Consider the following 19,378-nt stretch of genomic DNA (forward strand, 5'->3'; position numbering starts at 1 on the left):
CGGTGAGGTCTTCTACAGCTTGCGAGAGGCGCAAATCCTGATTGAACAATGGAGGAAACACTACAACACCAAGCGACCACACAGTGCCTTGGGCTACCGCCCGCCGGCCCCGGAAACCATCGTCCCGTTGAAACCCAGGCCGAGAATGCACTAACATTCAAATTGGACCACTCAGGTGGGGCTGATCAATTAGTCGATGTGCGCACGACATCTAGGTCATTTAGAAGCTTTCCAAGGGGGACATCTCAGCCCGAGTATTGAAGCTCCGAAGTGTCCGTCAGTGCGGACATTTAGCGGCCCCAGTTTTGAAGCGATCAGACGTTAGACTAATGGTCAGCCATCGCGCCAAGCTCGCGCTGCTGTTTCCTTCAGTGCCGCTTTATCAGGTCTGCAGGCCATGTTTTTTTATTTTGTTGTAGAGCGTGCGTGTGGTGATGCCGAGCTCTGCGGCGGTCTGGCCGCGGCGGAAACCGTTGCGGGCCAGGGCTTCGGCGATCCATACTTTTTCGGATTTAGCGGTTGCGGGGAGTGCGGGCTCTTCAGGTGTGGCAGGGGCCGTTTGCGGCTTACTGCGCAGGAACTCGACCGCGCGCAGGTCGATGGTGCCGCCATTTGCATTGCGGATGGCGCGCTGCACGGCAAAGCCGAGTTCGCGCACATTGCCGGGCCAAGGGTGCTCTAAAAGCGCGCGTAGGGCGGCGTTTGAGAATTTTGGTTCCATGCCGGTCTGCTTGCGTCCCAGATGCAGGGCGAGCTCGGGGATGTCATCCACTCGCTCGCGCAGCGGGGGCAGGATGACTTCGTGACCGGAGAGGCGATAAAACAGGTCACGGCGAAATGCGCCGGTCTCAGCGATCTCGTCAAGCTGTTCGCAGGTGGTGGAAATGATCCGGGCCGACACATCGCGGAGAGTATGATCGCCGACGCGCTGCACGACCCTTTCATCTGCGAATTTCATGAGCTTGCCCTGATGGTCCAAGGCAAGAGCTGAGACTTCGTCAAGGATCACCGTGCTGCCCGCCGCCTGTTCAAGCGCGCCGCGCTGGCTTCCGCTGCTGCCGCCACCGCGCCCTAACAGATAGGTTGCGCCATCTTCTGAGGTCAGGGCAGGACAATCGACCACAACCGGCTGACGCCGCGCGGCGGGGCCGCTTTCATGAAGGTGCAGTGCGGCGCGGCTTTTGCCTGTGCCGGTTTCTCCGACGAGCAGAACGGGGATATCCGCGTGGGCAAGGTCATTAAGATCAGCGCGGATGTGTTGCATGGCATGGGACGAGCCGACGAGGTCGTGACCGGAGCTTTCTGAGCTGGAGGAACTGCGCGCCAGCGCGGGGATGGCGGTGAAGCCGCGCGTCACTTCGTTCAGGGTTTGCTCGACAGGCAAGCGGTCCAGCGTGGAGCCGGCCACAAAGCCTTCGACCCTGCAGATGCGCGTGACGGCCAAGGCCTCCTCGGGAGATGTGATCGGGCCGCCGTGGCAGAGCTTGTCGACGGTGGCTGGCACACCCTCCAGCACCCGATCAATCAGCCGGGCGGCCGTGTCCAAAGTCAAATGGGTGCTGACCCCGGTCGCGCCGCTGGTAAAGCCGACATTCACGCAGATCGCCGTGGCGCCCGCATCAACCATCCTGCGCGCCTGTTGGTTCGTGCGTACATATGCGAAAGAGGTCAGCCCGGCCTTGGAGGCGAGGCGCACGAGGTCAAGCTCACGCGCAAAGCCCAAACCCTCTTGCTCCAGAACTTCGGAAATGCGCCCGTCAAGCAGGGTTGTGGAGGGAAAGTTGCAGATGCCGGAAAAGCCCAGATCGCGGGTGCGGCTGACAAGGTTTTCGATATCGAGGGTCGGGTCGCTGACGGAGTATCCGGCTGTCAACGGAGCATCGCAGCGGCCAAGCATTTCACGTTCGGCAAATTCGATCACCCAATCATTTGCAGAACGGACCGGTAGGAAGCTGGTCAATGATGATGCGCCTTGCACCCTGAACCGGCCTGCGTTGAGCGCAAGCAAGTAATCCGCGCCGGCTTTGTCCGCGGCTTTTGCCGTCAGGCCCGAGCCGACGACGGCCGCAAAGAGGAAGGGTTTTTCGGATGTACTCATGGCGCGCCCCCAAACCAGATCACCCCGTCTGCGGTCAACGTGCTGAGTGGCAGTGACTTCTCGTGCCATGCGGACGTATAGACCAGCACTTCGACAGTCGAAGCCTCGGATTTGAGCGCGTTGATTAACCTTTGTAGAGATCCGAGTACCATGTCTGGCGCGATGCCACCTTCTGAGACCAGCAATCCCGGGTGCAGCACCAACCGCTTGAGGCCGGCCTTCATGGCTGCACGTGCCTGTTGCAAGGACAGAAAGAACGCCATCGCATCCAACCCCGCGCTCTGCGCCGACGCGAGAACGTCATATTCAAACTCTGGCGTGGCGGGGATTGTGGCCATTGTCTCCTTTAAGATGCCTTCCAAAAGGATCGAGGAGGGCCAGTTTGCCACGCCTTTATACCCTAACTCTTTGAGGCGCGCGAAGAAGGCGGAGGTGGAGCCAAACGGATCGCTGGCCAGTATCGACGCCCAGTCGCCCTGGTTTGCCGTTTCGCGCAGCGCCCGGTTGTGATCCATGCGCGGCATCACAAAAGACAGATCCGCCTGACGGGGTGTCAGGCCATCAAGCACAGGGCAATAGATGCGGTTTCGCGGGACAGGTGCTGTGACGCAATGTCCGGTCAGGGTCAGTTTCTGCATTCCGATTTGTAGGAAGAAATAGGTCTTAATTGGAAGTAAATTCTGAAAATTTCCGGTATTTGCAAAGAACGGCTTCTTGATGATTATCTAAGTACCTGAAAATAATAGATTAATTTTTCGCACGACAATTCATCAAGATCTGCGCCCTTGCAGAAATTTCCGGCATGGTCTTCGGCAACGGAGGACTCATGACACTTTTTCTTATTGTCACCTTGAACGGTTTGACGCTGGCAGCGCTCTACTTTCTCGCAGCCAGCGGCTTCAGCCTCATCTTTGGTCTGATGCGGACCGTGAATATGGCGCATGGCGCGCTTTTGCTGTTGGGCGGCTATGTCGGGTATAGCGTTGTTGACCTCACCGGTTCCTGGGCGCTTGGCGTCATGGGCGGTGGTGTTGCGGCGGCCTTGGCAGGGGCGTTGGTTCAGTTCGGCGTTCTAGGCTGGATGCAGGGCGACGAACTGCGCCAGACGTTGGCTTCTATCGCGATTTCGATCATCATGGCGGACCTGATGCTGTGGTATTGGGGCGGTATCACCTATCAGGTTGAGCTGCCGGAGGCATTGGCGGGCGGTCAGCGTTTACCGATCCTCGGCGTGGGCTATGCCAATATCCGTCTGGCGCTGATGGGCTTTGCCTTGGTGGCGGGCATTGCGCTGTGGCTCTTGATCCAAAAGACCCGATTTGGCGCCGTGATCCGCGCAGGTGTGGATGACCAAGACATGCTGCGGGCGCTTGGCTATCCGATCAATCGCATCTTTGTTCTGGTCTTTGCCCTTGGTGGTTTGCTGGCTGGCATGGCAGGTGTGGTTTCGGCGAGTGCGTTGTCGATTGCGCCGGGCACGGATCTGCAATTCCTGCTGTCGTCGCTTGTTGTGGTGATAGTGGGCGGCATGGGCTCAATCGGTGGTGCGGCGCTTGGGGCGCTTTTGGTGGGGCTCGCCGAGCAATACGGGCTCGCCTATGCGCCGACCTATGGTGTCGTTTTCACCTTCGCAATCATGGTGCTGGTTCTCGCGGTGCGCCCGCAGGGGCTGCTTGGAAAGGCTGAACAATAATGAAACACGCTGCAATCCTGACCCCGCTTTTGCTCCTGCCTCTGATGTTGAATGATTTCTGGCTGACCCAGGTTGCGACCCGCGCGCTGATCCTTGGAGTTATGGCGCTGAGCCTGAGCTTTCTGGCCACATATCTTGGCGTTGTCTCCTTTGCGCAGGCCACGTTGGCCGGAGTGGCGGGATACACCGTCGCCTATTTCGGGCCGAACACTGTGGGTGTGGGCACTGAGTTATCCTTCTGGCTGACGGTGCCGCTGGCCTTGGTGTTGGCGACCCTTTCGGGTGCGATTGTCGGCCTGATCGCGCGTCGGTCACGCGGGATCTACGCCATCATGATCACTTTGGCGATTGGCGTGGCTTTCTTCTACTTCACCCGCCAGAACTACACCTTCTTTAATGGCTGGACCGGTTTCTCCGGCGTGCGCGCTCCGATGATTGGCGACATGAGCCTGCGTGATCCGCTGCCGCTTTACCTTCTCTCATTGGCAATTGCCGTGATTGCGCTGGTGCTGGTCAACGGCTTTGTCCGCTCGCCTCTGGGGCTGGCCATTCAGGCTGTGCGCGACGCGCCAGGGCGCGTGCTGGCTCTGGGGATTTCAGTCACCACGCCGATTGTCGCAGCCTTTGCCTTCTCGGGTTTTCTGGCCGGAACCGGTGGCATTCTGAATGCCTGGTATCAGGAGCGTGTGTCGTCCTTTTCGGTCGGGCTGGGGCCCATCATCGACCTGCTAATCATCGCGGTGATCGGTGGTCTGCGCCACCCCAGCGGGGCGTTTGTCGGAGCGGTGGTCTTTGTTCTGCTCGACACTTTTGCTGTCGATCTGATTGACCGCGAACGCTTCAACACACTGATCGGCGCCGTTCTGTTGCTGATCGTGATCGCAGCGCCCAACGGGTTGCAGCAGCTTGTGACGGACTGGGGCGCGCGCCTGCGCCCAAGACAACAAATTGAGCAAATCAAAAGGGAGGAACCTTAACATGAACAAGCTCAAACTCGCAGCATCGGTGCTCGCGCTCAGCGCGATGGCCGTGCCGGCCTCGGCCGCCGACATCAAAATCGGAGTGATCTCGATCCTTGAAGGCGCTTTTGCCGCGCTGGGTCAGGATGGCATCCGTGGCGCCGAATTGGCGGTAAAAGAAGTGGGCGGTGAAGTGGACGGCAAGTCCATTGAAGTGATCACCATGTCCTCGGACGCAAGCCCTGACAGCGCAGTGAACGCGGCCCGCAAGCTGATCGAGCAGGATGGCGTTGACATGATCGTGGGCCCGCTGTCTGGGTCCGAAGGTCTGGCGCTGCGCGATCTGTCCAAATCTTACCCGGCTGTGACCTTCCTTAACGGCTCTTCTGCCGCACAGGACACCACGCTGCGTGACAGCTCCGAAAACTTCTTCCGCTTTGGTGGCGACGGTGCCCAGTGGATGGTGGGTGTGGGCGACTATGCCTACAACGAAATGGGCTATGAAACGGTGGCCGTGATCGCCGAAGACTATTCCTTCCCCTACACGCAGGTTCTGGGCTTTATGAGCGAGTACTGCAAAGCTGGTGGCAAGGTGCCTGAGAAGTTCTGGACCCCTATCGGGAACAAGGATTACTCCTCGGTTGTGTATTCGATCCCACAGGATGTGGACGCGATCTTTGTCGCGCTTGGCGGCGCGGATGCGGTCAACTTCCTGACGCAGTACAGCCAGGCGGGTGGCGACAAACCGATCATCGGCGGCTCGATCACCATCGACCAATCGATCCTTGACTCCAAAGGTCCTTTCAAGAAGCTCCTGGTTGGCGCGCCTGCAGGCACCCCGACGGTGAGCGATTATGACGGCGAAGAGTGGAAAGCCTTCACTGCCAGCTACACCGAAGCCTTTCCCGATGGTTTCTCGGCCCCCTCGATCTTTGCGCATCACTACTACATGAGCGCCAAGGCGGCGATGCTGGCTCTGGACGAGGTGGACGCGGATCTGTCGAGCGATCAGGAAGCGTTTCGCGCAGCTCTGACCGATCTGACATTTGTCACCCCGACCGGCGGCACCATGCGTCTGGACGAAAACCGCAACGGCATCGTCGACAACTTTGTGACCGAAGTGTTTGAACGTGAGGACGGCACTCTGGGCAACCGCGTGGTGAAAGTTGTGCGCGATGTGAACCAGCTGCTGGGGCAGGAAAAAGAAACCTTCCTGGCCGCAGGTCCGGTGAGCCGGGACAATCCTTCGTGCCCATAAGTGCTGCAAATACCACCGTCAATGCCCTGGAAGCTCAGGGCATTGGCAAGCGCTTCGGCGGGTTCTGGGCTGTGCAGGACATCACCCTGTCAGTCCGTCCCGGCGAACGCCGCGCGATCCTTGGTCCGAACGGGGCGGGCAAGACCAGCCTGTTTAATGTGCTGACCGGCGATCTGAGCGCATCGACCGGCTCGATCACCCTCTTTGGAAAAGAGGTGACACGCGAGCCGATCAACAAACGCATTCGGCGTGGGCTGCGCCGGACGTATCAGCACGCCCATCTGTTCAACGGGCTAACCGTGCAGGAAACTATGTTTCTGGCGGTGGCCGGGGTGCGCGGCGGCTGGGGTCAGATCATGCCCGTGCGCAAGACCGACGCACGCATGGTCGAGGCAGAGCGGCTGGCCCATGTCGCCGGCGTCGCCGATGTGCTGAGCCGCGAAGTGTCCGAGCTGAGCCACGGTCAGCGCAGGCAGCTCGAGATTGGCATTGCTCTGGCGGAGAACCCTAAAATTCTGCTCCTTGATGAGCCGGCGGCAGGCCTGTCTCCGGCGGAGCGCCCCAAGCTGAGTGCATTGCTGATGTCACTGCCCAAAGACGTGACTGTCGTGCTGATCGAGCATGACATGGATATTGCATTGCAAACCTCTGAAAGTGTGTCGGTTCTCTATAACGGCCGGATGCTGGCCGAAGGCGCGCCTGACGAGATCATGCGCAATGAACAGGTGCATGAAGTTTATATCGGGGGCGCACATGGCCACTGACGCTTTGCTTGAAATACGCGGGCTCGACCTGCGCTATGGTTCGAGCCATGTTTTGCATGGGGTGGATCTGAATCTGGGCGACCGGCCGCTGGGCATTCTGGGACGCAACGGCATGGGGAAGACCAGCCTGTGCAATACCATTCTGGGCCTGCACCCGAACTCAGCCGGGACGATCCGCTTTGACGGCGTTGATCTGTCCGGGCTGGCCCCGGAAAAACGCGCCAGCATGGGCATCGGTTATGTGCCGCAGGGGCGGCGTGTGTTCCGCTCGCTGACGGTTGAAGAGCACCTGAAAATTGTGGCGCGCAAAGGCGGCGCGTGGACGATTGACCGGGTTTACGCGACCTTCCCGCGCCTTAAGGAACGTCGCCGGAATTTGGGCAATGCGCTATCAGGCGGTGAGCAGCAGATGTTGGCCATCGGCCGCGCGCTGTTACTGAACCCGCGTCTGATGGTTCTGGATGAGCCGACCGAGGGGCTGGCCCCGGCAATTGTTTCGGATGTGGTGAAACTGATCGAATTGATCGCCCAAGAAGGCATCGCGGTGCTTTTGGTCGAACAGAACCTGCATGCGGCTTTGGCCTCGGTCAAAGATGTGGCGATCATGGTTGGCGGCGAGGTGGTCGAGCGGATGACCGCGCAGGCGCTTGAGGAAGATACCGCCATGCAAAAGCGACATCTGGGGCTTGAGCCCGGGCAGGCGGGCTGAGGCAGCGGCAGGAGGAGAAGAACGTGAAGATGATCAAGAAAGCCTATGTCGTTGGCACGGCGGACACAAAAGCAGCGGAGCTGTCATATGTGCGCGATCTGATTGAAGCTGCTGGAACGCCGACAGTTCTGGTCAATGTCGGCACCAAAGGCGGCGAAGAGGTGGCGGATGTCAGCGCGGCAACCGTCGCGGCCTGCCATCCTGAAGGCCCTGCCACGGTGTTCGTGAACGATCGCGGGCGCGCCGTGGTCGAAATGTCCAAGGCGCTTGAGGCTTATGTATTGGGGCAGGAAGATCTGGGCGGCATCATCGGTCTGGGCGGCTCCGGCGGGTCGGGCATTATTGCCCCTGCCATGCAGGCATTGCCCATTGGCCTTCCAAAGGTGTTGGTCTCTACGCTCGCCTCTGGCGATGTCTCAGCCTATGTGGGCGCGTCGGATGTGAATATGTTCCATCCGGTCACGGACGTGTCCGGGATCAACCGCGTGTCGCGCAAGCTGCTGGCCAATGCGGCCCACGCGTTGAAAGGTATGATGACCCACGCCATTCCTGAGAGCGCGGATGATCGCCCGGCTTTGGTCCTCTCGATGTTTGGTGTGACCACACCAGCGGTCCAGGCCATCACCGACGAATTGTCGAACGCGTTTGATTGTCTGGTGTTCCACGCCACTGGCTCTGGTGGTCGCTCAATGGAGCAGCTGATCGATCAGGGGGAGATCGCCGGTGCGCTGGACATCACAACCACCGAAATATGCGACCTGATTGTGGGCGGATTTCTGTCTGCGGGTGAAGAGCGGCTGGATGCCGTGGCCCGGACCGGGATCCCTTACGTAGGCTCTTGCGGCGCACTCGATATGGTGAATTTCTGGTCGCCAGAGTCCGTGCCGGCCGAGTTCAAGGGACGCACGTTTTATCACCACAACGCTCAAGTGACATTGATGCGGTCCACAGCCGAGGAATGCGCCCAGATCGGGCGGTGGATTGGTGAAAAGCTCAATGCCTGCAAAGGGCCGGTGCGCTTCTTGCTGCCGCTGCGCGGGGTGTCGGCGCTCGATATCGAAGGCGGCGCATTCCACGATCCAGAGGCAAACGCCGCGCTGTTTCAGGCGTTGCGCGACACCGTGAAGATCACGGCAGATCGCCAGCTTGTCGAGCTGGACATGCATATCAACGACCCTGCTTTCGCCGCGGCGGCGATCAGCAGCTTCAAAGAAATCTATACGGAAAAGGACAGCTGACATGGCGGTTACAGGACGCAAAGACATCCTTGATCGGTTGCGCGCGAAGATCGCGGCAGAGAAGGTCATCATCGGCGGCGGCGCGGGCACGGGCCTGTCGGCCAAATGCGAAGAAGCAGGCGGAATTGACCTGATTGTCATCTACAATTCAGGCCGCTATCGCATGGCCGGACGCGGCTCGCTCGCGGGCTATATGTCTTATGGCAATGCCAATGAGATCGTCAAAGACATGGGGCGAGAAGTGCTGCCCGTCGTGAAAAATACTCCGGTTTTGGCGGGTGTGAACGCGACCGACCCGTTCTGCATTATGGATGAGTTTCTCGATGATTTGGCAGGCATGGGCTTTGCCGGTGTGCAGAATTTCCCCACCGTGGGCATCATTGACGGCCGTTTCCGCCAGGAGCTTGAAGCGACGGGCATGTCTTATGAGATGGAAGTTGAGATGATCGCGAAGGCGCGCCAGCGCGATCTGCTGACCACGCCATATGTGTTCAGCGCTGAGAACGCAGCGGACATGGCCAAAGCGGGCGCAGATGTCATCGTGGCGCATTTCGGCCTGACCACAGGTGGCGCAATCGGCGCGGGCGATAGCGCACCGACAATCGAAGACTGCGCGCGCCTTTATGATGAATGGGCGGCGGCGGCCCGCGCGCACCGCGACGACCTGATCTTTATCTGCCATGGCGGCCCGCTGGCCGAGCCTGAGGATGCGCAAGCCTTCCTTGATCTTTGCCCTGACTGTCATGGGTTCTATGGTGCCTCATCGATGGAGCGCTTGCCGACCGAGCGCGCCATTTCCGAGCAAACCGCAAAATTCGGCGCAATGCGTTGCGGGACCGCAGCCAAAAAGGGAGTTGCCTGATGATCAAATCTTATTCTTCTACCGTTATCGCTGTGCCGGTGGCGCAGGTCTGGGAGCGAGTGCGCGATTTTAACGGGCTGCCGAGCTGGCACCCTGCCGCCACGGACAGTAAGATCGAAGAGGGGCATGCCAATGGCGAGGTGGGCTGCGTGCGCAACTTTGCCCTAACCGATGGCTCTGGCCGCATCCGCGAAACGCTGCTGGCGATCTCCGATCTCGAGCACACGTTGTCATATGACATGCTCCCCAATGGGCCTTTGCCGTTTGTGAACTACATCGCCAAGATGAAATTCACGCCGATCACTGACCGCAACGAGACTTTTGCGGAATGGTGGGCAGATTTTGAGGCCGGAGACGGTCAGACCCAGCATTGGCATGATTTCGTGGCCAATGATGTGTTTGTCGGCGGGTTTCGTGCTCTCGAGGACAGCTTTAAGGGGTGAGGTCTTGCTTGCTGGCCGGTTAAGTCTTGGCCAGCAATTTTTTCGTCTCTTTCGAAGTGCAATGATCATTGAAGTTAGATGGCAGCGATGCGCGCCGGTCAGGTTGGAGACATCGCGAAATCTGTCGACCCGGCCCAGAGCGCGGCGCAGCACTTAGGTGTTGTCGGCCACCGCTTTGGCCTGTTGCACAGTGCCTGTTGGCAACCTGCGCAATAATTTCACCCGACACAGCGCACTTAGGCGGGCCAATGTCAGTCTTCTTCGCTCGGTAGCCGCACTGAGGTAGCCCTCGACGTGGCTCTTGATGTTTGTAGCGACCGAACGTGAAACGTTGTGAAGGTAACACAATACAAAACCGAACAGAGCTAACCTTTGATCGCTGGCTCTAATGTGGGCATTTCGACTTCGTGATTGTCACAAAAACTGGCTCATCCATAGAGCAGTTCAGGCAGCCAAAGCACCAGCTGCGGTATGAAGGTGAGCAGCAGGAGTACGCCAATCAGCGGAACTAAGAAGGGCAGGGTGGCCTTTACACACTGCTCAAAGGGCACTTTTGAGACCCGGGAGAGTACAAATAGCACCATGCCCACAGGTGGCGTCAACAAGCCCAGCATCAGGTTCAAAATGACGATGATGCCAAGGTGAATGGGGTCGATCCCGAATTGCGCGGCCACAGGCATCAAGACAGGCACCAGAATCGAGATTGCGGCGATGGTCTCCATGAAGAGGCCCACGATCAGAACGATCGCCATGATCAGCAGCAATACTACGGCTTTGCTGTCGGTGAAGGACAACACGAATTCAGCAAATTGAGTGGCGATCTGATTGGCTGTCAAAATCCAAGCAAACACAGAGGCTGCACCAACTATCAGCATAATCGCGGCCGTGGTTTCGATGGTTTCCAAAGAAATCACGGCAAGTTTGCGCAGAGTGAGTGTTCGGTAGACCAAAGTGCCTAGCACCAGCGCATAAGCCGCCGCGCAGATGGCTGCCTCAGTTGGTGTGAATGCGCCGGACACAATGCCACCGACGATGATAACTGGGGTCATCAGGGGCAAGAAGGCTGCCTTGAAGCGGGTGCCAATCAGGGTGGCGCTAAAAGCAACGTCGCGGGGATAGGCGCGTTTGCGAGACATCCACCACACCATCACCGACAGAGCGCCCGCCATCATCAAGCCTGGCACAATGCCAGCGACGAACAATTGGCCAATCGAGACCGATGCCATGACGCCAAAGATCACCAAAGGCAATGAAGGCGGAATGATGGGGCCGATGGTGGATGACGCTGCGGTGACGCCCACGCTGAAATCGTCATCATAGCCCGCTTCGCGCATGGCTTTGATTTCAATTGCGCCAAGACCACCGGCGTCAGCCACTGCAGCGCCGGACATCCCTGCGAAGATAATACTTGCGCCGATGTTCACGTGGCCAAGACCGCCATGCATCCAGCCCACAATGGCGCGGGCAAAACCGAAGATACGCGCGGTGATGCCGGCAGAGTTCATCAGCGCACCGGCAAGGATAAAGAAGGGGATGGCCAGTAGCGGAAAGCTGTCCATGCCATTGACCATGTTATGCATCAATAAAACTGGCGGTAGGCCGGAATGCAGAATGTAGGCGAAGGAGGAAAGCGCGAGCGAGAATGCGATTGGCATGCGCAGCAGCATCAAACCAAAGAGCGATGCGAAAAGTATGAAGAGGCCCATGGGTTCTTAGCTCCGTGTCGCGGATTTCAGTCGTGTGAAGAACTGTAGAATGATGATCAATGCATTGATCCCGGCCAGAGCCATCACGCCCGCGTAAAGGTAGTATTTAGGGAAAGGGAGAGAGACCATTTGCTGAAACGAAGTGCGCTGGATAAGCTCCCAAGCTGACCACAGGATGGTCAAAAACAGTGCACAACTCGCCAGTAGAGCAAAGAGATGGACCCACTTCAGGTGACGGCCATAATACTTGTCTACAAATTCGAGTGCGATGTGCGACCCCATCACCTGACAGCGGATTGCACCGCAAAAACTCAGCAAGATCAGGAGATACCGCGCCGCTTCCTCCGTCCATGCGATTGAGTCGTTGAGGACGTAGCGGGTGAAGAACTGCAGGAACACAACACAAAACAACGCCGCAAAAAGCGCGAGAAGTGGGTAATCGGCTATGCTGATTTTGAAGTTATTGAAGTGCAGCTCGTCTTCTTGAGCCAGGGCGTCAAAATCGATTTCAGGCGCTTGGGTCATGTCCTTCATCGGACCTTTCCTTTCCATATGTTGCTGAGCCTGCCGATCGAAATTGGCAGGCCCAGAACCATTTTTATTCTTTGATCGCTTGCAGGCGCGCGAAGATCTCTGGCGTCCAAGGCACATCTGCGCTGGTCAGCATTGGAGACACCGCATCCATGAAGGGTTTGCGATCCACTTCGTTGACGGTCACGCCCTGTGCGCGGAACCAATCAGCGAGTTCTGCCTCTGAGGCAACAATTTCATCAGAGGTGCTAGAGGCGGCTTCCGCCAAAGCATTCAGAAGGGCTTGGCCGTCATCGCCCATTTTGCCGAGGGTGACCGGCGACACTACCATTGCCAGAGAGTTGGTGATGTGGCCCGTTAAGTTGATGTTGGACTGCACTTCATGGAACTTTTTAAACTGGATGGTTGGCAGTGGGTTTTCCTGCGCGTCTACAACGCCTTGTTGCAAAGCGAGATAGACCTCCGCGAAGGCCATTGGTGTTGGATTTGCACCAGTTGCTTTTGGGAACATCTGATAAGCAGGCGCATTTGGCGTGCGGATTTTCAGCCCGTCCATATCTTCTGGCGACATGATTGGCTTGTTGGAAGTGACGTGGCGTGCACCATAGTAAGTCATTGCGGCAATGGTGTTGCCGGAAACCTTGCTGTAGGCCTCGCTCATTTCTGCAAACAAGTCGGAACCGACGTAGGCTTTCCAGTGGTCGTAAGAGCGCATCGTGAAGGGATAATCAGAGATGCTGATCGGACCATAAGACTGACCCAAGAAAGCAATACCTGTGTAGATCACATCGACCGTGCCCAGAGACAAGGCTTCGTTCAGCGCAGCTTCTTTGCCAAGTTGGGAAGCTGGGAACACCTCCATCGTGTAGCGACCTTCGGTGACCTTCTCCAGTAGGTCTGCGGCCCGCTCTGCTGCTGCGTGGTATGGCGTTGAGGCTTCATAGACGTGGCCAAAGCGTAGGACTTCCTGCGCCCAAGCGGTGGATACGCTTGCAGTGAGCGCCAAAGTTGCGCCTAGGGCAACGGTGCGGATGTGATGTAGTTTCATTTTTTTCTCCCTGGGTATGTTTTGAAACTTTTGGCTAAAATGCTGGTGCGTTCGCTAAGAGCGGTGTTCTTACGGAAACCGAGGTTTTGTCCCGGCTTTTTGGAGGGGCGCTCAAATCCAAACTGAGGAGGTCTTTGGAACGATGGCGTACTGCGCAGCTTTGCAACAAGCTGCGTTTTTTCGACGATTGCGCCCTGCGAGATGTCTCCAAATCTGGCATCAACTCACATCTTCCTCCCTGATGTGGGTTGAATGATTTGCATATTTGAAACAGTGTGTCAAATACGAAAGGGTGACGCATGACGAAATCGACTCAATCCTCCTATTCCGCACCAGCTCTCACGCGTGGGCTGAAAATTCTTGAGATTGTGAGCAAAGCGCCAGAGCCGCTAAGCACCCAGGACATTGCCGCCGAACTCGGTCGCAACCGAAACGAAGTGTTTCGGATGATCGCGGTTTTGGAAGCTGAGGGTTTTTTGGAAAAAGCAGGGGCGGGCTATGGGTATGTGACCACATCTAAACTGCTGGAGATGGGACTTAGTGCCCCAATTATAAAAGATATTTTTGAGGCGATTTCACCGATGGCGGACCGCTTTTCTACCCGTACAGGTGCACCATGCCAATTGGTTTTACCAAGCGGCGATGAGATGGTTGTTATGAAGCGATGGGAACCGCCTCTGCGGATGTCAATCAGCGTACCCATTGGTTCTCGCAGACCGTTGGAAGACTCGGCATCGGGTATCGTAATGCTCTGTGCAATGAACCCATTTCACTACTCAGAGACTGAGGCGCGCATTCGAGAGCGAAACCCAGAATTTTGCTCCGACGACTTGGAAGAATACCGCGGATCTTTGGCTCAGAATGGAGTATTGCGCTTCAACAGCCGTTTTATGGGCGGAGTTGTGGATCTCTCCGTGCCGTTGGTTTCTTTGGGCGGACAACTTCATGGAGCACTCACGGTGCCTTACGCCAACAACGCCACATGTGAGGCTGATGTGGAAGAGATTGAGGCCGAGCTTCTAAAGATCAGAAACACCATCGCGACTTCGATTCTACGCGCCTGATATGTTCAATATCAGTCTCGTCAGTCTGATTTAGGGCAGGACGCAATTGTTGTTCGCTTCCAACTTGGAGAGGTTGTGCTGCCCGTGGGTTTTCGGCCTCTCAAAGCAAAATTTGACTAGAGAGTTCATGCTCCTCGGCTAAGCCTAGCTCGGTAGAGGCGTTGTTTTCCCCCGAAACCAGCGAATAGCGCATGAAAAAGGACAAATTTCACACTTGTTGCATTCTGCTACTGGCTTCAGTCAGAGCTAAGACGAACATCGAACTTAAGTGTTTGCGCTTGGCAATATTGCTTTGCATTTGGCGTGCTTTGTGTGTCGGATGGGGCGGTGCAGTCAGTTAGCTAGGAGTATGAGCTTCGGTGCTTTTGGCACTGCCTTTTGGGTCCGTTCTTCGGCCCTAAGTGCGATTGCTTAGAACGAAACCGATGCTGATCGCCGCCAAAACTGGGATCTCACGCAAGAGCTTGGCCAGCCTATCATCAGCGTGATCATGTCCACCATAGATTGGCGACGGAAAAGCTGCGACTAGGCCCACATTAACGCAGCGGTGTTAACGCGGTATTGTACTCTTTTGCGGCAGTTTAGTATCGGTGTTTGGTGAGGGAGGAAACGCTGTTGTATGAAATGTCACACTGGACTCTTGTGCGGCTTCAGCCAAGGCGCGACAAAAAGGGTTTGTTTCCCACGCATTTGGTTGGGAAACTTGAGCACCTGTAACCACACCTTTTGCTTGGTCACTTGCCTATTGAGACAAATACCTTCATTTGCACCAAATAGGGTGCCTGGCCTGATAAGCTTCTCCGATGCAAAGAGACATTTGGCGAGTGTCAAGATCCCAACACAATTTCACAAATGCAATACCTGGGCGCTCCTGACAGAAATTCGCAGTTGGTCCACCAATCAAAAGGCAACGTGGTAATGGAATTTGCTCCAGCGAATGTACAGGATTTGCATGATCTTGTTGCACGCCAGACAGATCGACTTGCGACGGCAATGTGGATTTATGATTTCGACGCAAAGCGCGTCATTTGGGCCAATGCAGCCGCGTTACGTGTTTGGGATGCGGTGACGTTGGACGAGCTGCGCTCTCGTGATCTGGGGGCAGACATGTCCGATACGGTCCATGCGCGTCTTCAGCAGTATCGGGCAGATTTGTCGAACCCTGACCTTGTGTTGAATGAATCCTGGACATTGTATCCTGATGGCAAACCTCAGCATCTGAATGTGACGTTGCTGGGCGTGACGTTGCCTGATGGACGTATTGCCATGTTGTGTGAAGGGACAAGTGATAAGCAGCGCGCGCCAACCACCGTTCGCAGTGCTGAAGCGCTATTGCATACACCGGTTGCGATCTCTCTTCATATGGAGAATGGTGAAACGCTTTATCAGAATCCTGCAGCACGAGAGACCTATGATCCCAAGAAATCTTTTTGGTCGCGATTTGTGGATGCTGAGGTTGCTGATGAGCTTCTGACAGAGCTTTGCGTGGGAGAAGACACGCGTAAGGTTGCGCGCGTTCAGACCACTTTTGGAGAACGTTGGCATGAGATTATCATGCAAAAACGCGTGGATGCGGTTGACGGTGATATCGTCATTTTGACCAGCGAAATTGATGTAACTGAGGTGAAAGAGGCTGAAGAACGCGCTGAGGCGGCAGATCGTGCCAAAACAGAGTTTCTTGCGGTGATGAGCCATGAAATTCGCACACCTTTGAACGGTGTCATCGGCACAGCCGACCTTTTGGCGGATACAGCTCTGGACCCGCAGCAAAGCCAGTTTGTCGCGACCATCAACAGTTGCGGTACATCGCTTCTGACCATCATCAACGACATCTTGGATCTCTCCAAGCTGCGCGCCGGTCAGATGACAATTCAGGTACAGCCTTTTGCACTGACGCAAGTGTTTGAAAGTGTTGGTGCACTTATGTCTGCGCGTGCAGCCGAAAAAGACCTTGATCTGACAGTACGGGTCGATCCGGTCTTACCCAAGACTTTTGTCGGTGACGCAGGTCGACTGCAGCAGGTGGTGCTGAATTTCGTGAGCAACGCCATCAAATTTACAGATAGCGGATTTGTGCGGGTTGATGTCACCGGAGCCTGCGACACGGATGGTCAATGGCGTCTGGTGTGCCGTGTGCAGGACACAGGATGCGGTATCCCGGAGCATGAGCTGGGCCGCGTTTTTGATGAGTTTGCCCAAGTGGACGGGACGTACACGCGCAGTCATGACGGGACCGGGCTGGGGTTGGCGATCAGTTCGACGCTGATCACCCTTATGGATGGGGACATCTCTGTCGAAAGCACTTTGGGCCACGGGTCGACGTTCGCTTTTGAAATCAACCTGAAAGCCGCTTCAGACGTAACGCTCGCACAGGATGCCAAGGCGCAGATTGGCGGCAAAACTGTTTTGGTGGCGGATAATGACACAGCGCGGCGTGCCATCTTGTTGGAGTTGCTGACGGCCTGGGGCGCTGCGACACATGTGGTTTACTCAGAGAGATGTTCGGATCAGTCTCTTCCGCAGGCAGATCTCGTGATCGTTGACGAAGGTAGCCTGTCGGTATGGCAGGAGATGTCACACAACCAAAGCGATGCGTTACCAATTTTGCAGTTGAACTCTGTTCAGTCGACGCCGACGGAACTGGACATGCAAGCCACTAGCGGGATTGTCCATTTGATGAAACCCCTGCAAGCGACGCAACTGCGCAATGCTATGATGCGCCTTCTGAGCCCGGATGGTTTCAAACTATTGGCCGAAGCGCCCAAGCCCATTGCATCTGAAAGCCCTGTTTCCACGCCTCTTGTGGACTCTGATGACGAGGGAGCAACGGGCGCAGTGGACGTTTTGATCTGTGATGACAACATGACCAATCAGCGCTTGCTTATGGCGATTGTAAAAAAGCACAACTATCGTTTTGTAGTTGCTAAAAACGGGGTTGAGGCCATTGAGCGCTATCAAAGCCACCAGCCCCGTATGATCCTGATGGATGTCTCCATGCCTGTGATGGATGGTTTACAGGCGACCCAGAAAATCCGCGAGTTGGAGGCAGACACATCCTCCTATACGCCAATCATTGCCGTGACCGCGCATGTGAATCAAGGTGAGCGCGAGAGGTTCTTAGCCTGTGGTATGGATGACTACCTTGCCAAGCCTTATCGAGCTGGTGAGGTGCTGGATCGGATAGCGGGGTTTCTTTCGACATAGCGCATTCTGAGCTGCCTTATTCGACTGGTCTAGTATGCTTGTTGGTGCATTGTCGATCTGGCCATGCAATTTTGCCCACTGGTTCCTCACCGGATTGTAGGTCTGTGGAGATAGTTGAGCTGGTGTGTCGAATATGAGCGCTTTTAGCGGGCTGGTGTCGGACGCAGATCATTGCCTTGCATCTTGCGTTTTCAGGAATGTAAGTGAGAGCGAACTAAGCTCTGCGGGCATTGAGAGTTCAAGCGGACTTAGCAACGCTATTTGCGCTTCAATAACCTCATGTTTGGCCTCATTCATGCCAGACCACTCAGAAACTCTTCGGCGTTTTCTAAATGCTTCGCTTTTGCCTCCGGTGAAATCTTTGCGCCTGTCCGGCAAATCATGGCCCAGCGGGGATTTTTGGCGAGCGCGTCGGAATGTTTGAAGATGAAGCGCCAATATAGTCCGTCCCAAGTGTCGGACCAATCTCCTTTGGGCCAATGGCTCATTTTGCGAATGTAGTTTGACCCGGAAAAATATGGCTTGGTGGTGATCAGACCACCGTCAGCATGTTGGCTCATGGCATAGACGTTGGGAACCATGACCCAGTCATAGCTGTCCACAAACATTTCCATAAACCAGCGGTAGACATCATCTGGCTTGATCTCGCACAGAAACATAAAGCCGCCCAGCACCATCAACCGCTCTGTGTGGTGGCAATAGCCGGTTTCCAAAATACGTTTGATTGTGTCGTCAATCGGGGCAATTCCGGTGGTGCCTTCATAGAAGGCAGCAGGCATTGGCCGACCATGACCCCAGTGGTTTGAGGTCCGCATGCGCACGCCCAGATCCTCATAGGTGGCGCGCATAAACTCGCGCCAGCCAATGATCTGGCGGATGAAACCTTCGACCGAATTGAGCGGAAATTTTTTGCGCTTGGCGTAGTCCAGGGTTGCGCTCAAAACCTTATCGGGCGTGATCAACCCAATGTTTAAGACAGGCGTTAGAACGGCGTGCCAAAGCCAACTCTCTCCCTGCACAATGGCATCTTCAAAATCACCGAACTGCGCAAAGCGCCTTTCAAGAAACTGATCTAGCCAATCTGAGGCCGCGCGGTGCGACGTTGGATAATAAAGGGTGTCGAGATGTCCAGGCGCGTTTGGAAAGTCGCTCAGAACGCTGTCTTTCGCGGCTTGATCGATATCGTCGTGGTGGGGCCAGTCTATCCAGGGCAGGCTTTGCAAAAGCGCTTTGGGCACCTTCTTGCGATTGTCTTCGTCAAAACTCCATTGACCGCCCAAGGGGGCATCGCCGTCCATCAGGACGTTCAAACGGCGGCGTTGGCTTTTATAGTATTCCGCCATAAACCAGCGTTTGCGCCCGGCAGACCACGCTTGATTGTCGGCGCGCGTGTTCAGAAAGCCGGGTGAAGGCAGGACTTCAAGCGCGAGCCCCACCTCGGCGGCCGCCTGCCGCAGCCGTCTCTCAGCGATGAAATCGACGGGGTCGGCCATGACGACATGAGAGATCTGCTGGGCGGCGAGCCGTTCGAAAAGGTGCAAGCAAGCTTTGGTGCAAGGTTCATATGGGATGAGCTCCACATCAAGCCCTTTGGCCTCCAACTCTTGTTGATATCTGGCCATGCTCGCCCGATGGAGCCAGAGCTTCTGTTTGTGCATCTGAGTGGGATATTGCGGATCGCCAAAGAACAAAGGGTCCTCAAACAAGGCCACCTTTTGCAATGGAAAATCAAAGGCGGGGTGCTGGGCAAATAATTGATTTGGAAGCACAAGAGCGGCGTATGTCACGGTGTTTCTCGGTT

The 19,378-nt window shown here is 56.2% G+C and carries 17 protein-coding genes; 11 read left to right on the plus strand and 6 right to left on the minus strand.

The genetic code is table 11. From position 1 onward, the window contains the following. Window positions 1-154, plus strand: a 154-nt coding sequence (locus J7399_RS20315) for an integrase core domain-containing protein (RefSeq protein WP_209089866.1), incomplete at its 5' end; no start/stop codon positions are given. A 228-nt stretch (window positions 155-382) separates the two neighbouring features. Here the strand turns inward: J7399_RS20315 and J7399_RS20320 are convergent. Together J7399_RS20320 and J7399_RS20325 are read right to left on the minus strand one after the other, a co-directional pair. Then, entirely contained in the window at window positions 383-2,098 is a 1,716-nt protein-coding gene (locus tag J7399_RS20320) for a phosphoenolpyruvate hydrolase family protein (RefSeq protein WP_209089744.1), read from the minus strand. After that, window positions 2,095-2,736, minus strand: coding sequence for a phosphoenolpyruvate hydrolase family protein (locus J7399_RS20325; protein WP_209089752.1), 642 nt, complete (start codon window positions 2,734-2,736; stop codon window positions 2,095-2,097). The genes J7399_RS20320 and J7399_RS20325 overlap by 4 nt, the downstream gene beginning before the upstream one ends. Before the next feature lie 188 nt (window positions 2,737-2,924). On the opposite strand from J7399_RS20325, the gene J7399_RS20330 reads away from it, so the two are divergent. From J7399_RS20330 to J7399_RS20365, 8 genes are read left to right on the plus strand one after another with little or no spacing between them, the layout of a single operon-like run. After that, window positions 2,925-3,791: a branched-chain amino acid ABC transporter permease gene (locus tag J7399_RS20330; protein ID WP_209089755.1), complete on the plus strand. Its 867-nt coding sequence runs from the start codon at window positions 2,925-2,927 to the stop codon at window positions 3,789-3,791. Then, complete coding sequence (locus J7399_RS20335; RefSeq protein ID WP_209089757.1) at window positions 3,791-4,768, plus strand: branched-chain amino acid ABC transporter permease; 978 nt, start codon at window positions 3,791-3,793, stop codon at window positions 4,766-4,768. The genes J7399_RS20330 and J7399_RS20335 overlap by 1 nt, the downstream gene beginning before the upstream one ends. 1 nt (window position 4,769) lies before the next feature. Beyond that, window positions 4,770-6,008, plus strand: coding sequence for an ABC transporter substrate-binding protein (locus J7399_RS20340; protein ID WP_209089759.1), 1,239 nt, complete (start codon window positions 4,770-4,772; stop codon window positions 6,006-6,008). After that, a complete protein-coding gene (locus J7399_RS20345) occupies window positions 5,999-6,772 on the plus strand; it encodes an ABC transporter ATP-binding protein (RefSeq protein WP_209089761.1) in 774 nt (257 codons plus the stop codon). The genes J7399_RS20340 and J7399_RS20345 overlap by 10 nt, the downstream gene beginning before the upstream one ends. Then, window positions 6,762-7,481, plus strand: coding sequence for an ABC transporter ATP-binding protein (locus J7399_RS20350; RefSeq protein WP_209089763.1), 720 nt, complete (start codon window positions 6,762-6,764; stop codon window positions 7,479-7,481). Before J7399_RS20345 ends, J7399_RS20350 begins: the two co-directional genes overlap by 11 nt. 29 nt (window positions 7,482-7,510) lie before the next feature. Next, window positions 7,511-8,719 carry a Tm-1-like ATP-binding domain-containing protein gene (locus J7399_RS20355; RefSeq protein WP_247743002.1) on the plus strand — a complete coding sequence of 403 codons (1,209 nt, stop codon included), beginning with the start codon at window positions 7,511-7,513 and terminating at the stop codon, window positions 8,717-8,719. Window position 8,720: 1 nt separating this feature from the next. Then, window positions 8,721-9,581 (plus strand): phosphoenolpyruvate hydrolase family protein, encoded by an 861-nt coding sequence (locus J7399_RS20360; RefSeq protein ID WP_209089769.1) that lies wholly within the window; start codon window positions 8,721-8,723, stop codon window positions 9,579-9,581. Continuing rightward, window positions 9,581-10,024, plus strand: coding sequence for an SRPBCC family protein (locus J7399_RS20365; protein WP_209089772.1), 444 nt, complete (start codon window positions 9,581-9,583; stop codon window positions 10,022-10,024). The genes J7399_RS20360 and J7399_RS20365 overlap by 1 nt, the downstream gene beginning before the upstream one ends. A gap of 428 nt (window positions 10,025-10,452) precedes the next feature. Here J7399_RS20365 and J7399_RS20370 read toward each other — a convergent pair whose 3' ends face one another. From J7399_RS20370 to J7399_RS20380, 3 genes are all read right to left on the minus strand, one after another. Beyond that, the gene (locus tag J7399_RS20370; RefSeq protein ID WP_209089781.1) at window positions 10,453-11,730 is read right to left on the minus strand and encodes a TRAP transporter large permease; all 1,278 of its coding nucleotides are present in this window, start codon (window positions 11,728-11,730) and stop codon (window positions 10,453-10,455) included. 6 nt (window positions 11,731-11,736) lie between these two features. Continuing rightward, window positions 11,737-12,264, minus strand: a complete 528-nt coding sequence (locus tag J7399_RS20375; RefSeq protein WP_209089784.1) for a TRAP transporter small permease — start codon at window positions 12,262-12,264, stop codon at window positions 11,737-11,739. 64 nt (window positions 12,265-12,328) lie between these two features. After that, a complete protein-coding gene (locus J7399_RS20380; RefSeq protein WP_209089787.1) occupies window positions 12,329-13,309 on the minus strand; it encodes a sialic acid TRAP transporter substrate-binding protein SiaP in 981 nt (326 codons plus the stop codon). A 299-nt stretch (window positions 13,310-13,608) separates the two neighbouring features. On the opposite strand from J7399_RS20380, the gene J7399_RS20385 reads away from it, so the two are divergent. After that, window positions 13,609-14,373 carry a helix-turn-helix domain-containing protein gene (locus J7399_RS20385; RefSeq protein ID WP_209089792.1) on the plus strand — a complete coding sequence of 255 codons (765 nt, stop codon included), beginning with the start codon at window positions 13,609-13,611 and terminating at the stop codon, window positions 14,371-14,373. Between the two features lie 918 nt (window positions 14,374-15,291). Next, window positions 15,292-17,577: an ATP-binding protein gene (locus J7399_RS20390; RefSeq protein WP_209089795.1), complete on the plus strand. Its 2,286-nt coding sequence runs from the start codon at window positions 15,292-15,294 to the stop codon at window positions 17,575-17,577. Window positions 17,578-17,870: 293 nt separating this feature from the next. Here J7399_RS20390 and J7399_RS20395 read toward each other — a convergent pair whose 3' ends face one another. Further along, entirely contained in the window at window positions 17,871-19,364 is a 1,494-nt protein-coding gene (locus J7399_RS20395) for a cryptochrome/photolyase family protein (protein WP_209089798.1), read from the minus strand. Window positions 19,365-19,378 lie beyond the last annotated feature (14 nt).

It is taken from the genome of Shimia sp. R9_1, assembly GCF_017743775.1.
Taxonomy (GTDB): Bacteria; Pseudomonadota; Alphaproteobacteria; order Rhodobacterales; family Rhodobacteraceae; genus Shimia.